Origin of the sequence: Nostoc sp. UHCC 0302 (genome assembly GCF_038096175.1) — a bacterium.
GTDB lineage: Bacteria > Cyanobacteriota > Cyanobacteriia > Cyanobacteriales > Nostocaceae > UHCC-0302.
Genome location: NZ_CP151099.1, coordinates 4535072 through 4550809, shown reverse-complemented (window position 1 = coordinate 4550809; position 15738 = coordinate 4535072). Strand labels below are relative to the sequence as shown.

Here is a 15738-nt window from a genome sequence, read left to right as displayed (position 1 = left end):
TGAGTGTTTTTAGCTACAGCCAATTGGTTGTAGCTTTAATAGAACAGGAAAAACTTGAAGAAGCGATCGCTGCTTTTCGTCAAGCTATTGCCATTCAACCCGTGATACAGAATACAGTAACTTGGCTACAACGCTTCTGAAACAAGAAAAACTAGATGAAAAATTACAAAAATTTACTCAACGTTAGCAAGTTCACTACTCCCGCAGAATTCACACGCTGATTAATCATAATTGAGGGGCAATCTCCCCATGCTTGCTTTCATCTATCTAAAGCAGTCACAAGGCTATTGCCCCTAAATATTTTGAGCGTTTTTAGCGCTTAATTTTTCCCAGATACACTTATGAACTCACATTCACAAAGTTGTCTAAACTGATGACTCTACACACCACACTCCGCACTCTTAGACTTTTAAGACGAACTCCCATGCACTGCTGTTCATAACAAAACATGAAAATCTTTCTTCTTTTACTCGGCAGTGGCAAGTTCAGTGCTACCGCGTGTACGACGCCGGGTGAGGCTGTTGAACAGCATTACACCGATCGCTTTAATTAAATTGCCTTCTAATTCTTGGAACATCTTCATGTTCATGCCAAACGCGTCGTTAGCTTCCTCAACTATGCGATCGCCTGTAGCATCATCAAGGGGTAGTTCATCCAAAGCTTGACGATATTTGGCTTTGAATGCTTTTTCGTCAGAAATGTCTGCAAATTCGTAGAAGGCAGTACCTTGCCCATCAGAGAGGTTCATCGCCGTTTGGGCAATGTTTTTGAGAATCTGTCCCCCAGATAAATCGCCTAAGTAACGGGTGTAAGAATGGGCGATTAATAGTTCCGGCTCTTTTTCAGATATTTCTCTGATACGTTTTACATAAGCTTCTCCTGCTGAAGATAGTTGGATTTGCTCCCGCCAGTTGTTACCAAAGTAATAACTCAAGTCTTTCTCTAAGGTATACTTGCGGTTTAGCTGGGGAAAGTAAATTTTAGAAATAATTGGATGCTGGCGGTGCTTTTCCATCTCCTCTTCCATCGCTGAGTAGATGAAGTAGAAGTTAGCAACTAGTTTCCGGTAGGAGTTCTTCTCGACTACTCCTTTTAAAAAGCACTTGACAAAACCTACATTTTCTGCCATCGTATGGGCTTTTTTAGTGCCTACACGTAATTTGGTTGCTAAATTGCTGCTCATGCTAAATTTCTCAACTTTAAAAATCAATTGTTGGAGTTTTTGATTTACGAACGGCTAAAAAAGCCATTAAAACGTTACATTAGAACTTTTTGATGAGAATTTATATTAAAATTCTTTAAGTTTTAGTTTTTTGTATTAATTTACACAGCATTTAGCGACAATATGGCTCAGGAAATACAAGTTGTATTGCAATAGTCTAACTTTTTCTAACAGGGCTGAAGTCGAGACATAATAGCAATAGTTAGCTACAACCTAGAGACTTCATATCTCAGTAAAAGCTAATAATATTATTGTCACAATACTGACGTACAAATAAAAATCAATTTAAATAAATATACGTAAAAAAACTTCATAAAAATAAATTTTGCCAAAGAAAAACAATTATAGATAAGTTATTCTGTCGGAATTGTTGAACAAAGTGTCAAGTATATTTTTGGTGTGATTGTGTGGAGTGTTTAAACTTATGGTTTCATCTATAACTCGGACTTCAGGTATTGCTGGTGATTCTGCTTCAGAAGCTGATGGAGTGGGTAAAGCTAGTGAGAGCAGTTTTGCACTAAATTTAATTCCATTACCAGCGACTTCCCTTTTTGGTACAGATGGTATTCGCGGACGAGTGGGAGAATTGCTGAGTGCGCCCTTAGCATTGCAAGTTGGTTTTTGGGCGGGTATTGTTTTGCGTACCCATGCGAGTCAAACAGGGCCAGTGATTCTCGGACAGGATTCCAGAAACTCCAGCGATATGTTAGCTATGGCCTTGAGTGCAGGGTTAACAGCAGCGGGATTAGAGGTTTGGTATCTAGGGTTATGTCCCACTCCTTGCGTTGCCTATCTCACCAGCATCACTGACGCCATCGGCGGAGTCATGATTTCTGCCAGCCATAACCCCCCAGAGGACAATGGGATTAAAATTTTTGGTGCGGGTGGTGCGAAGTTACCCCAACTATTACAGGCAGAAATTGAGGCAGGACTACGCGGCAACATATCATCGACTGCTAGCAGCAATAAGTGGGGACGGCATTACTCACGCCTTGAGTTATTGCGGCATTATAGCGAGACATTGAAAACCCCCTTAAACGCTGCTGTAAATCTTCAGGGAATGAAAATTGTTTTGGACTTAGCCTGGGGTGCAGCTGTTGGATTAGCACCTTCAGTATTTACAGAAATGGGGGCAGAAGTCATTTCCTTGCATAACGAAGCAGATGGCGATCGCATCAACGTCAACTGCGGTTCTACTCACCTAGATATTCTGCAAGCAACTGTACAAGAACACAACGCCGACTTAGGCTTTGCCTTTGATGGCGATGCCGATCGCGTTTTAGCTGTAGACAATACTGGACGGCAAGTAAACGGTGATTACATTCTCTACCTGTGGGGAAGCCACTTACAACAAAAGCAACAACTCCCAGACAACCTGATTGTATCCACAGTCATGGCTAACTTAGGCTTTGAGAGGGCTTGGAAGCAACAAGGTGGTAACTTAATTCGCACCGCAGTCGGTGACCAATATGTACAAGCAGAAATGTTGCGGACTGGGGGAATGCTAGGCGGTGAACAATCAGGTCATATTCTTTGCCGTCATTACGGCATTACTGGCGATGGCTTATTAACAGCATTGCATTTAGCAGCTTTAGTTAAAGAGGCGGGTGTTTCCTTAGCAGAATTAGTAGACCAAAGCTTTCAGACCTATCCACAGCTATTGCGGAACGTGCGAGTAGTAGACCGCGATCGCCGTCTAGCATGGCAAGATTGTGAACCTTTGCAACAAGCGATCGCCCTTGCCGAAGCAGCAATGGGTGATTCTGGCAGAATTTTGGTTCGCGCCTCTGGTACAGAACCAGTCATCAGGGTTATGGTAGAAGCCGCTAATGCCGAACTTACTAACTACTGGACAAACGAATTAGTCTCACAAGTTCAGCAACACATAGCGGTCTAAATTCGCCCCTATCTCACCATTCAAATAGTGCAACTTTTTCGTCACAGCTTCTGCAAATTAACCAGCCTTGGTGATCTGTGGAAGCTTTGACATTTGTATTAATTAATATATTGAATAATTTAGAATTCTGATAGGATATCTGATTTAACAAACCGCATTCGCCTCCGGTCTCACAGAGAAGGACGCATTCGCATAGCATCTCCGATAGGAGAAGAAAAAAGAAAAAGTAGATAGTAATCTTACATCGTAGAGGGAGTAATATAAATTCTGACTCCTGACTCCTCATTTCTTTCTTAATAAAATGCTTGTTTTTATTATCCCACTCAGAAGTCCCCAAGCTTCCAATTCTTGGGAGCGTGTTACACAATTATTTGAAAGATGTATTAAATCAATTTGCAACCAAACATCACCTGACTTTCAAGCTATTGTCGTTTGCCATGAACAGCCAAAAATAGAATTTTATCATCCTAAAATTACATACATTACAGTTGATTTCCCACCTGCTAATGAGACAAACCCTATAACTAGAGGAGACACAGATAAAGGGCGAAAAATCTTGAAAGGATTAATGTATGCTAGCCGATTTTCCCCAACTCACACTATGACAGTAGATGCAGACGATTGCATCAGCAAAAACTTAGCCGCATTTATTAAGCAACATCCCAAATGTAATGGATGGTTTATCAACAAAGGTTATAAATATAAAGAAGCTAGTAAATATATATATATTAAAAGAAAAAATTTCTATTTAATGTGCGGTACATCAAACATTATCCGCTATGACTTAAATTTTTTACCAGAAAATGCAGAATATAATCGCGGTTATGGATACTACAAATATTATATAGACCACGGTAAAGTCAGAGGCGTATTAGAAAATAAGGCAAAACCTATTAAACCATTGCCATTTCTTGGGGCAATTTACATTGTAGAAACAGGCGAAAATCTTTTCTATGGTTCAATGAAACTAAACTTCAATATTTTTGACCGTAAATCATTAACTAAATCAATTAGAGATGAATTTGGTTTGTATACGCTATAGCTATTCTGATGCATTTGTATGTAAGCTATAGATATTTTTTGAGGTTGAGAGGATGTTTGAAAAGTATTGTGATTAACATTAAGAACTCCCAAACCTAACTCCCCTAGCCTCCCTTATCTACAAATGAATGGAGGTTTCAAAGCCTCTTTCCCTGTGGGGGAGAAGTTTGAAGAGGGTTTTTCAGTAAACTTTACGATTTTCCAAGCATCCTCTGATAGGCTACAGCGCCACTATGCCAAAATTCAAGTCAAAATCTCAGAAATCAAAAAAGCAGGCTGAAAAAGAAACTCCTACTCTTAGCCTCAAAGAACGGTTAGCTCAAAAGCGCAAAACAGCCCAATCACGCAAAGAACTCATTAGTTTGCTTACCACCGCTACCTTTGGCGGTTTATTCGTTGGCATTGTGCTTTTTTTCATAGCTGGATTTAAAGCAGCAGCTCCTTCCGTCTTAGGGATAATCGTTATGTCCCTTTCCTATAAGTATCCGCGGATAGCGCTATATGCCTTCATCATTTATGTGCCTGTTGGCGGTACTATCACCTACTACTTGGGTAATAGCCCGATACTTCAATTAGCTAAAGACTCCTTTTATGTACCAGCGCTAATTGGGCTTTGGCAAACTTGCCGTAAGCAGGGGCTACCGATAATTATTCCCCAAGGCATTAAGATCCCACTGTATATTGTTTTGGCTTGCAGTCTGTTAACGCTCGTGTTTGTCAACGGAGGACAGCAGTTCAACCCGCCAAGCGTCGGACTTTTGGAAAAAGCACCCAACGAAATACCTTTAGGCATGGGTATTTTAGGACTGAAAGTACTTTTGGGCTACGTACCCTTAATTACTTGCGCTTACTATTTAATTCGCAATAAGCAGGATTTTCTATTTTTATCGCGCCTCCAGATTGTTCTCACACTAATTTGTTGTGTGCTGGGATTTATTCAATACTTTTTTTTACTAACTGGTGTATGTCAAGGTACTAGAGGTCTTGAAGGAGATGCCTTATTTAGAGCAACACTCGAAGCCCGATGTTATTTTGGTGGGGCGTTAGTATATAGCCCTGAAGAAGGGGTTATTCGCTTACCTGGAACCTTTGTAGCCCCTTGGCAGTGGGCATGGTTCTTAATTGCCAGCACCTTTTTTACCTTTGCTACAGGCTTCACTGATCCTTCTATATTTTGGCGGCTAATGGGTTTAGGTTCTTTGGCATCGGTATTTATCAATGCTGTCATCTCTGGACAGAGAATTGCCTTAGCCTTAGTACCAACCTGCTTCGTAATTTTACTACTGCTCACTGGTCAAATTGCCAACCTCAAACGATTTATCCCTATAGGAGTAGGACTGGCCATAATTCTGGGAATAGCGATGGTGACTAACCCTGCTATTGTCCAAGAAAGAACTGAGAGTTTTACCAGCCGCTGGGATGCTTCACCACCTCAAGATTTTATCGTCCAGCAATTTGAGGAAAACTGGAAAAACGTAGACGGGCCACTAGGAACTGGCTTAGGTCGAGCAACTAACTCTGCCCGTGCGATGGGTTCAACTAAATTGGTGGAAACCTATTACCCCAAAGTACTTTATGAAGTTGGAATAGTGGGATTGCTAGCCTTTTTGGGTTTAGTCACTAGTTTAACAATTATTGCCTTCAAAACATATCGTTCGATAAAAAACCGTAATTTCCGCAGTTACGGAGCTGCTTTATGGGTGTTTATATTGTTTATAAGTTACAACACTTACTACTACCCTCTGGATGTCGATCCAGTTGCTGTCTACTACTGGTTTTTTGCGGGAGTTCTTTTTAAATTGCCAGTCTTGGATAAACAAGAGAAGGAAGATGCTGACCCTCAGAACAAAAACAAGAAAAAACCTCTAAAAACAATTTAAAGAGATAAAAATGGTAAAAGTTATCATAGGAGGTCAACAACACCTCAGCATTCCTAATCTACCTCGTAATTCTCAACATACACTTATCCGGCCTAAGCCTTTTCCTGCTGGCAGATATCCTATAGAAAAAGTTTGGTATCCTTTAGGCAGCTTTATTCCCTGGCAACCTTTGTGGGGAAGATACCAAACCATTCATTCTTTCAATAGAATTTTATATACAAATAAACCTTGGTTTCTCACATTTGAAGATCATCGTGTTCTATATAGAAATCCTCAAAATAAGCAAGAAGCTAGAATTTATGATTTATTAAATAATCGGTTATCACTAGAAAATTGCCAAAAAATTATAGCAATTTCAGATTATGCAAAACTAAGATTCGGCAAGCGGATAGAAGGATGGACACTTGCAGAGAAAGTTAATAATAAACTACTGGTAATACATCCTAACTTTCCTGTAAGAGTTAGCCAACCTAAAATTTATCAAGAACATCCAAGTTTACAGCTTGTCTTTGTTGGTAACCACTTTGCTAGAAAAGGTGGAATTGTTGCTTTAAGATTAGCAAAAAAAGCTGAAAAACTAGGTTTGCCTATCACTATACATATTATATCTGGGCTTGAATATGGTTCAGGAGTACCGACCGATTTTCCCGATCGCACCAAATATACAGAAGATTTAAAGTTACTTAATTTAAGTAACATTGTCTTCCATAAAAATATTCCGAATGCCAAAGTTCTTGAGTTATTCTCACAAAGTCATTTTCAATTAATGGCAACATTACATGATACTTACGGATATAGTATTGTCGAAGGTTTTACAGTTGCTACACCCGCGATTACAACGAATGTATGTGCATTACCAGAGTTTATTCGTCATGGGGAAAATGGATATATTTTAGAATTACCAATTAATGAAATTAAGCATTGGAGTAATTGGTTGCACGGAGAAAAAACTAAAACTGATGAATATTGGGATATTGTGAATAGCACTTATGACTATCTAGCAGATCAAGCATTACAGCAAATTTTACATTTTCTGGATAGAGGAGATAAAAGAGAACATTATGAATCCTTAAGTGCAGGAGCATTAGCTCAAGCCCAAAATGTACATAACTCCGAAAAACAAAATGATTTATTGGACAATCTTTATGCAGCAGCAGTATGAATAATTAAAAATGAAAAAGCAAAACTACCTCAGAAAATTATGAACAATTGTCCTTTGATTTCCGTAGTGATTCCAACCTACAGCCGAGAGGAACCACTACGGGATAGTATTGTAGATGTCCTCAAACAGGACTATCCGAACTTTGAAGTTTTGGTAGTAGATCAAACAGACAAACACCAACCAGAAACTCAAGCGTACTTAGAAGAACAGGCGGCAGCAGGTAAAATTAAATGGTTGCGCTTAGGTTGGGCAAGTTTGCCAGGAGCGCGAAATTATGCTGTGCGGCGATCGCTTGGTGAAATAATACTGTTTATTGATGATGATGTTCAGTTAACACCTGGATTTTTGGCAGCTCATGTGAAGAACTATTTGCAAAACCCAGAGGTGGGGGCTGTTGCTGGGCGAGTCTTTGACAGAATGAAATTAGGTGATTCTGGAGGAGAGATGCAGATTGAATATCTACCTCCCCAAGCTATGGATCCTGGAATTGCTTGGTATCATATTGATTTAGTACACACAACTAAACCCCAGCAAGTATTAACAGCTAGGGGTTGCAATATGTCTTTTCGCCGCGAAATTTTTACTAAGCACGGACTGAGGTTTGATGAGAGGTTTTGCGGTAGTGCAGTGCGGGAAGAATCAGATTTTTGTTTGCGAGTGCGGCAAACGGGATATAAAATTTGGTACGACCCAGAAGCCCATTTAGTGCATTTAGGCGAAGAAACTGGAGGTTGCCATGATATTAGTATGCGATCGCTCAAATATCAAATAACCTTCTACCACAATCATTTCTTAATGGGGCTAAAAAACCTCACTGTTACCCAAGCTTTACGCCTATACGCCCGTTTATTTGACTGTCACGTTTTAGGACGCCCACCTTGCCATAAAAGCGGTTCTCCCATCAAAATCGCTACTCGCTCCGTTTTCTACACTTTGGGTTTTCTTAAAGCCTTGGGTACTGTCATCCAAGCAATATGGAATGATGGGCAAATTTATAGTCGCCTTGATAAACAAGTTTAGTAATTAGTCATTGGTCGTTATAAACAACAAATGGCTATTAACAAATAAAAACTATTAAATATAAATGAAAATTTTAGTTGCTAGCCACACTTATATTGTAGACCTCAACTGTGAAAAATTACGCCAATTATCTCAACTAGAGCCGGAAGTTGAAGTCACAGTCATAGTTCCAAAGCGCTGGAAACCAGGTGGTGTACAAAATAAAATTATTGAAACTGAATACCGCGATGAAGGCAGATTTAAAATTGTTCCAATATCTAATTTTAGTCAAAATCATCAGGGACTTCTCACTTTTGGTGCTGATTTAATATCTTTGTTGCGGGAATTTCGCCCTCAAGTTATTCAGGTAGAGCAAGGCTCTAGAGGCTTATCTTATACTCAAACGATTGTCTTAAATCAGTTATTAGGACTAAAAGCAAAAAATGTTTTCTTCACTTGGTGGAATCTACCTTATGAACTGAAATTACCAATTGCTTTACTAGAAAAGTATAACCTCAACCATAGCCACGGCATCATTTCTGGTAACCAAGATGGAGCAGATATTTTAAGACAGCGGGGATATCAAGGCCCAATTAAAGTCATGCCGCAACTTGGTGTGGATGAAAAGCTATTTACTCCCAAATTCCAACCAGATTTAGCTACTAAATTGGGTATTGAAGAAGGAAGTTTTGTGGTAGGTTTTGTGGGACGCTTTGTGCAAGAAAAGGGTTTATTAACTCTTTTGCAAGCATTAGTTACATTAAAAAATAAACCTTGGAAGCTACTGTTGCTAGGGCGCGGAGAATTACAAGCAGAATTAATTAAAATTGCTGCAAAAAATAACATTCAAGAACGATTAATTTTGGTAGAAAGTGTTTCCCATGATGAAGTTGCTAATTATATAAACTTAATGAGTACTTTAGTACTCCCTTCTGAAACAACTTACAAATTTAAAACCTTAACTTCTGCTGGCTGGAAAGAGCAATTTGGTCATGTGTTAATTGAGGCTATGGCTTGCCAAGTACCTGTTATAGGTTCTAATTCTGGTGAGATTCCTCATGTAATTGGTGATGCTGGTTTAGTTTTTCCTGAAGGTGATTTCCAAGCTTTAGCTAATTGTTTAGTTCAATTAATGGAAAAACCTGAGCTAGCCCAGAGTCTTGGTGAGATGGGTTATCAAAAAGCAATAGTTAAATATACAAATAAAGCTTTAGCTAAACAACAATTAGAGTTTTATAGAGAACTTATTATTAGTCATTAGTTATTCAAATTATTACAAATTTTAATTGTAGGGGATAAGAGTTTTTATGTTCACGCAGAGACGCATTCGCGTAGCATCTGTCTGCGACACGCTGCGCGAACGCAGAGAAGACGCAGAGAGTAAGAGGAGGTTTATCTATTTTGTAGTTTATATTTTGTTTAATGTAAGAGGTTTATTAGTTAAGTGAAAAATCACAGAAAATTGAAAATTCTGCAAATTGTCCCCTCAATTTCTCTGATTTATGGTGGCCCTAGTCAAATGGTATTAGGGCTAGCCCCAGCATTGAAAAAAGAGGGAGTAGAAGTTACAATTCTCACGACTGACAGTAATGGCGATACTGGGCAGAAACCTTTAGATGTTCCCTTAAATCACCCAATCAAACAAGATGGCTATGAAATAATTTACTTTCGTTGCGCCCCATTTAGACGTTACAAATTTTCGTTGGACTTATTACGGTGGCTAAAGCGTCATGCTCACGAGTTTGACATAGCACATATCCATGCTTTATTCTCCCCTATAAGTAGTGCTGCTGCAATTGTGTGCCGTCAGCAAAATCTACCTTACATTTTGCGTCCTTTGGGTACTCTCGATCCGGCTGATTTACGCAAGAAAAAACAATTAAAACGGCTTTATGTTGCTCTTTTAGAACGTCAAAATTTAGCTGGTGCAGCAGCAATTCACTTTACCAGCTATCAAGAAGCCAAAATATCAGAAAGATTTGGAGTATCAACCTCAGATTTGGTAATTCCCTTGGGGGTTAAAGAACATGGGGGGAGAGGAAGAGGGGGAGAGAAGAAAAATATTGTGCGTCAGCAATTCAATATTTCGGCTGATATTCCTTTGGTGCTGTTTATGTCGCGAATTGACCCGAAAAAAGGGTTGAATCTGTTGATTCCAGCGCTAGAAAAGCTATTAGTAATGGGTGAAAAATTTCACTTTATTTTAGCTGGGACAAATCCCCAAGATCCAGATTATGAACAAAAAATAATATCGCAGATACACAATTCACCATTGCGATCGCACACTACAATCACTGGCTTTGTGACTGGTGAATTAAAAGTTAGTTTACTGCAAGCTGCTGATTTATTTGTCTTGCCTTCTTACTATGAAAATTTTGGGATTGCTGTAGCTGAAGCAATGGTAGCAGGAACACCTGTAATCATTTCCGACCAAGTGCATATTTGCCAGCAGGTGGTTGATAGTCAATCGGGCTGGGTGGGTGCAACAGATGTACAAGCACTTGTAGAGTTACTACAAGAAGCTTTGCAAAATCCCGCCGAACGTCAACGTAGAGGATTAAACGCCCAACAATACGCATTACAGCATTTTAGTTGGGATGCGATCGCTAAGCAAACAATCCAAGCTTACCAGGAAATTTTGACAAACTAAGTTTAAAAAATGAGAACTTTCTCATCAATTTGTATCCTCTGTCTCCCTGTCTGAAAGTACTGACAACTTAAAATTTTGTTTCAAACAGCTAATGCCCGATTGGAAAACGGGTGTTTTATGTCATGATGGCAAAGTAGAACACATACGCCTTTTTAACTACAGGGAATCTCGCATGGCTCTCCGTCTAGGTGATACAGTACCCAACTTTACGCAAGCCTCTACACACGGCGACATAAATTTTTACGAATGGGCAGGTGACAGCTGGGTTGTGCTGTTCTCTCACCCTGCTGATTTTACACCTGTTTGTACTACAGAGTTAGGCACAGTTGCCAAGCTAAAACCAGAATTTGACAAGCGCAACGTGAAAGCGATCGCTCTGAGCGTTGATAATGTAGAATCTCACAAGGGATGGGTGGGAGATATCGAAGAAACTCAAAGCACCTCCCTCAATTACCCAATTTTGGCAGACGCAGATCGTAAGGTTTCTGACCTTTATGACATGATCCATCCTAATGCCAATGCAGCTGTGACAGTGCGATCGGTTTTCGTTATTGACCCCAATAAAAAACTTCGTCTTAGTTTCACCTACCCTCCCAGCACTGGACGCAACTTTGACGAACTTTTGCGGGTGATTGATTCTTTACAACTGACTGATAATTACAGCGTCGCAACGCCAGCTGACTGGAAAGACGGCGATGATGTTGTAATCGTCCCCTCACTCAAAGATCCAGAAGTACTCAAACAGAAATTTCCCAAAGGCTATGAGGAAGTTAAACCCTACCTGCGGATAACTCCTCAGCCTAACAAGTAAGTTTGGTAAGCTGATCCAATTTATTTCGCACATGAGGCGCAAAGGCACAAAGTTAGAATTGCGTGCTTTTGCGTCTTTACGTGAAGAAAAATAATCGAAATTAAAAACCTTTAAGATTAACTCTTAGCCAAAGATCATGTTTGACGACAAGCTGCCACAAGTTTAAACACCAAATTACCGTTTCCTCTTCTATCCCTACGCCATTGAAGCTGTAAAACTTTATTTGCTAAGATTCCAGTGCGAAAACATTGAAACAGGGCAACTCATCATCACCATGCCAACATCTACACTTGACGGTAAAGACGCAGCAGCAATCCAAGCCGCAACAGATGGGGTTGCTGTATGCGATCGCTCCCATTGGGGACGCATCAAAGTCTCTGGCGATGATCGACTCCGCTTCTTACACAACCAAAGTACTAGTGATTTCCAAATACTTAAGCCAGGACAAGGATGCGATACGGTTTTCGTCACTTCTACAGCTAGGACAATTGACTTAGTAACCGCTTACGTAAGAGAAGACGCGGTAATCCTGTTAGTCTCACCCAACCGCTGCCAATTTTTGATGGAATGGCTGGATAAATATATTTTCTTCGCCGACAAGGTGGAATTATCTGACATTACTACTTACACCAACACCTTCAGTCTCATAGGGCCAGGAAGCGATGCAGTGATAGAAAAGTTGGGTGCTAGTGAACTAATCGGACAGCCTTACGGTAATCACCAAGTATACACAATTGCTCCTGCTGAGGGTGTGCGGATTGCTGTGGGTAGTGGGTTAGCTTCTCCTGGATACACCTTGACTTTTCCTTATACTGACAAAGCAACAGTCTGGAACAAAATTTTAGAGGCTGGGGCAGTCGAGATGAGCGATCGCGCTTGGGATGTGTTGCGAATTTTACAAGGACGCCCCGCCCCAGATGCCGAACTGACAGATGATTACAATCCCCTGGAAGTAGGTTTGTGGCAGACTATTTCTTTGAGCAAAGGCTGTTATATCGGGCAAGAAACTATTGCTAGATTAAACACATATAAAGGTGTAAAACAATACCTTTGGGGAATTAAACTAAATGATTATGCGGAAGTAGGAAGTGCGATCGCGATCGGAGAGGAAAAAGTTGGCAAACTTACCAGTTTTACAGAAACTGCTGATGGCTACTTTGGACTGGGTTATATCCGCACTAAAGCTGGTGGCGTTGGTTTGAAAGTCCAAGTAGGAGAAACAGAGGGAGAAATAGTAGAAATTCCCTTTGTTTCTCATGAATACCCCTAATTCTGTGTAGTTGACATTCGAGATTTAAATAAAAATATTGTCCTCTCGCTCTCCTTTAGTACCCTGACAAAATTCATCCACCCAAGAAGCTAAACTGCGGGCATTAGTGCTATGTGATAACTTTACTTTGCTCTTAATGTCCTGGGGTTGGGTGTTTAAAGGTTTGTGTTCGCGGGAAATCTCACTAGTTAATACTGATGATGGGACTGTCTTGGCTTTGCTATTAACTTGAGTAGTAATAACCAGTGATGCTCCCATAGGTAACCGCCCAAAGGATAGTGGTAAAGCCAATCGCATATTATTACCGTTACTCTTAACGTCAGTATTAATTACCAACGACCTGACTGGTTTGTTTTGGTGGACTAAACCAGAGTCTGGCTTGGTGGAATTTGGCATCTTTTGAGGATACCCAGGAGAAGTCTTAGTCGCAACTGCTACCAATAGCCCTGGTTTGGGTGTGTCACTAACTTCAGCAGTAGCTGTTAATGATGACACAGGTTGGTAAGCTAACTTTGGAGTGTCTAGCGTCTTGACAGCAGACTGGCGAGTTACCTGAGTTGCAATCGCGACTGATGGTACAAGTTCCTTCTGAAAACTTTTATCTTGTGTAGACTCGCTTTCTACTTGGTTTGCAACAGTAGAATGCTCTGATTTGATTAAACGTAACTCTTCACCAGGATTAAAGTTGAGGCCTAAAGCTGCGACTATCTTATCTGGATTGTTATTTAGCTCCAGGAGAAAAGGAAGTAGCTGCTCAAACTGCGGCTCTAAAACAGACAGCGTTGTCACAATTAAACCAGACGAAGGACGCCGCACTCCATCGTAAGTAGCCCAAATTTGGATTTTGTCAAGCCAAGAACTATTTTGCTCATAGTAACTCAGCCACTTCAGTTTCAAGGATTGACGCAGCTCCTGGATATTCATTAGATGCCTCACTTCAGTCAACAAGAGTGCAGACTTTTAAATTGTTAATTAGCTTTTTTAATTCGCTTTATCCCTGGGGATGAAACCGATAATAGAGCATTTTTTTGACACTTTCACCACCTAGTAGATGTTGTTCTAGCAGTAGAGGTACTTCATTAGGTCGAACAGCGTTATACCAAACCATATCGGGTAATACTAAAACCATAGGGCCATTGCCACATTGCCCCAAACAACTGCTAGCAGTTATTGTCACTCCAGGGATTGGCAAAGCTTTAAAAGCTTCTAGTATCTTGGCTGCGCCTTGCTTTTTACAAGTACGATTTTGACACACCCTTACACATTTAGAAGAGGGTTCATCTGTTTTTGGGGAGTGTGATGGTTGAGTTGTGTATGACATTTTTTAACAAAGCATTTCAGACACAAAAAATTCAGAAGAGGGGAAAATAAATCAATTAAAAAGTACCGGAGTTATGAACGCCAAAAGACACCGCTCAGACTTTTCTACAAGCGGAGCATCTCCAACTCCACTCAAAATGCAAAATTCAAAAATAGGACTCTTGATTTTGAGTTTTGAATTGGAGCGCAACACTGATTAATCTATCGACAATCCTTTTGAGGCTAGCCACTCGCGGTTGAATATCCGTGACTGATACCGAGAGCCACTATCACATAAAATAGTGACAATCGTATGTCCTGGGCCCAGTTGCTTGGCTAGGGCAACAGCTGCGGCAACATTAATACCAGTGGAACCACCCATTAATAGCCCATCTTTCCTTAGCAGTTGGTAAACTACCCGTAAAGCTTCTGTGTCATCTACCTGGATGGCATCATCAGCAGGTGCGCCTTCCATATTGGCAGTGACGCGACTGTTACCAATGCCTTCAGTAATAGAACTTCCTTCTATCTTGATTTCGCCAGTTTTAACATAGCTATAAAGTCCGCTACCCAACGGATCGGCAACAACGCATTTTATCGCCGGATTTTGTTCTTTTAGGTACATCGCTACACCAGCAAAAGTACCGCCAGTACCAGTTGAGGTTGTCCATGCATCTATTTTACCATCTGTCTGCGTCCAAATTTCTGGGCCTGTGGTTTCGTAGTGAGCGCGGCGGTTGGCTAAATTATCAAACTGATTTGCCCAAATAGCATTTTCTAACTCAGCAGCTATTCTGCCAGATAGCTTGACGTAATTATTCGGATCTTTGTAAGGTACAGCTGGCACAGGACGAACTTCTGCCCCCAGTGCTGTGAGTGCATCTATCTTTTCTTGAGACTGGGTATTGGGAATAATAATGAGGCATTTGTAGCCTTTAGCATTGCAAATATGTGCCAGCCCAATGCCAGTATTACCAGCGGTTCCTTCGACAACAGTACCACCGGGTTTGAGCAAACCTTGCTCTTCTGCCTCTTTGATAATGTAAAGTGCGGCGCGATCTTTAACAGAACCGCCTGGATTAAGAAATTCTGCTTTAGCGAGGATTTCACAACCTGTTTCTTCACTGAAACTATTTAACCGAATCAGCGGTGTGTTGCCAATAGTGCCAACAAATCCATCTTTGATATCCATGTTGAATTTAGTTAAGTCAGGTGCATATAAAAATTTTGGCTTATAGTGGTGGCAGGATATACGCTTTATTAAACTTCAACAGTAACGCGATCGCTCCCACACTTTACCTAAATTCAGCATAAACCCAGGCAATACGCGATCGCCTCTAACACTGGCAGTATTTGCTGGATATTTTTCTAGTAGACCAGGACAATAAATATAGACTCGGCGATGCTTGCGGTTAATTAGCAAGCCTAGTTGTACTCCTGGTTACCTCATATATTCCTTTATTTTCTCCTTTAACAAGGTAAGAGACGCGATGAATCGCCATCTCTA

15 protein-coding genes are annotated in these 15738 nt (G+C 40.5%); 10 read left to right on the top strand and 5 right to left on the bottom strand.

Annotated elements, in window-relative coordinates:
- The first annotated feature begins 23 nt into the window (after positions 1–23).
- Entirely contained in the window at positions 24–140 is a 117-nt protein-coding gene (locus tag WKK05_RS19725) for a hypothetical protein (protein ID WP_341524796.1), read from the top strand.
- A 326-nt stretch (positions 141–466) separates the two neighbouring features.
- Here WKK05_RS19725 and WKK05_RS19720 read toward each other — a convergent pair whose 3' ends face one another.
- Positions 467–1183, bottom strand: a complete 717-nt coding sequence (locus tag WKK05_RS19720) for a heme oxygenase (biliverdin-producing) (RefSeq protein WP_341524795.1) — start codon at positions 1181–1183, stop codon at positions 467–469.
- 463 nt (positions 1184–1646) lie between these two features.
- On the opposite strand from WKK05_RS19720, the gene glmM reads away from it, so the two are divergent.
- The 9 genes from glmM to WKK05_RS19675 all read left to right on the top strand — a co-directional run bounded on the left by glmM (position 1647) and on the right by WKK05_RS19675 (position 12932).
- Positions 1647–3119 (top strand): phosphoglucosamine mutase, encoded by a 1473-nt coding sequence (gene glmM / locus WKK05_RS19715; protein ID WP_341524794.1) that lies wholly within the window; start codon positions 1647–1649, stop codon positions 3117–3119.
- 301 nt (positions 3120–3420) lie between these two features.
- Entirely contained in the window at positions 3421–4161 is a 741-nt protein-coding gene (locus WKK05_RS19710) for a glycosyltransferase family 2 protein (protein ID WP_341524793.1), read from the top strand.
- A 232-nt stretch (positions 4162–4393) separates the two neighbouring features.
- Entirely contained in the window at positions 4394–6040 is a 1647-nt protein-coding gene (gene hpsL / locus WKK05_RS19705) for a hormogonium polysaccharide biosynthesis protein HpsL (protein WP_341524792.1), read from the top strand.
- A 10-nt stretch (positions 6041–6050) separates the two neighbouring features.
- Entirely contained in the window at positions 6051–7202 is a 1152-nt protein-coding gene (locus tag WKK05_RS19700; protein WP_341524791.1) for a glycosyltransferase family 4 protein, read from the top strand.
- 39 nt (positions 7203–7241) lie between these two features.
- A complete protein-coding gene (gene hpsN, locus WKK05_RS19695; RefSeq protein WP_341524790.1) occupies positions 7242–8222 on the top strand; it encodes a hormogonium polysaccharide biosynthesis glycosyltransferase HpsN in 981 nt (326 codons plus the stop codon).
- Between the two features lie 64 nt (positions 8223–8286).
- Entirely contained in the window at positions 8287–9462 is a 1176-nt protein-coding gene (hpsO, locus tag WKK05_RS19690) for a hormogonium polysaccharide biosynthesis glycosyltransferase HpsO (RefSeq protein ID WP_341524789.1), read from the top strand.
- Between the two features lie 201 nt (positions 9463–9663).
- Positions 9664–10851: a hormogonium polysaccharide biosynthesis glycosyltransferase HpsP gene (gene hpsP / locus WKK05_RS19685; protein WP_341531129.1), complete on the top strand. Its 1188-nt coding sequence runs from the start codon at positions 9664–9666 to the stop codon at positions 10849–10851.
- Positions 10852–11023: 172 nt separating this feature from the next.
- Positions 11024–11662: a peroxiredoxin gene (locus WKK05_RS19680; RefSeq protein WP_341531128.1), complete on the top strand. Its 639-nt coding sequence runs from the start codon at positions 11024–11026 to the stop codon at positions 11660–11662.
- A 274-nt stretch (positions 11663–11936) separates the two neighbouring features.
- Positions 11937–12932, top strand: a complete 996-nt coding sequence (locus tag WKK05_RS19675; protein ID WP_341524788.1) for a folate-binding protein — start codon at positions 11937–11939, stop codon at positions 12930–12932.
- A 24-nt stretch (positions 12933–12956) separates the two neighbouring features.
- Here the strand turns inward: WKK05_RS19675 and WKK05_RS19670 are convergent, their stop codons facing one another.
- From WKK05_RS19670 to WKK05_RS19655, 4 genes are all read right to left on the bottom strand, one after another.
- Positions 12957–13856: a DUF5331 domain-containing protein gene (locus WKK05_RS19670; protein ID WP_341524787.1), complete on the bottom strand. Its 900-nt coding sequence runs from the start codon at positions 13854–13856 to the stop codon at positions 12957–12959.
- 67 nt (positions 13857–13923) lie between these two features.
- Complete coding sequence (locus WKK05_RS19665) at positions 13924–14253, bottom strand: (2Fe-2S) ferredoxin domain-containing protein (RefSeq protein ID WP_341524786.1); 330 nt, start codon at positions 14251–14253, stop codon at positions 13924–13926.
- A gap of 195 nt (positions 14254–14448) precedes the next feature.
- On the bottom strand, positions 14449–15423 hold the full coding sequence (locus WKK05_RS19660) for a cysteine synthase A (RefSeq protein ID WP_341524785.1): 975 nt from the start codon (positions 15421–15423) through the stop codon (positions 14449–14451).
- Between the two features lie 75 nt (positions 15424–15498).
- Positions 15499–15654, bottom strand: a complete 156-nt coding sequence (locus tag WKK05_RS19655) for a hypothetical protein (RefSeq protein ID WP_341524784.1) — start codon at positions 15652–15654, stop codon at positions 15499–15501.
- Between the last annotated feature and the right edge of the window lie 84 nt (positions 15655–15738).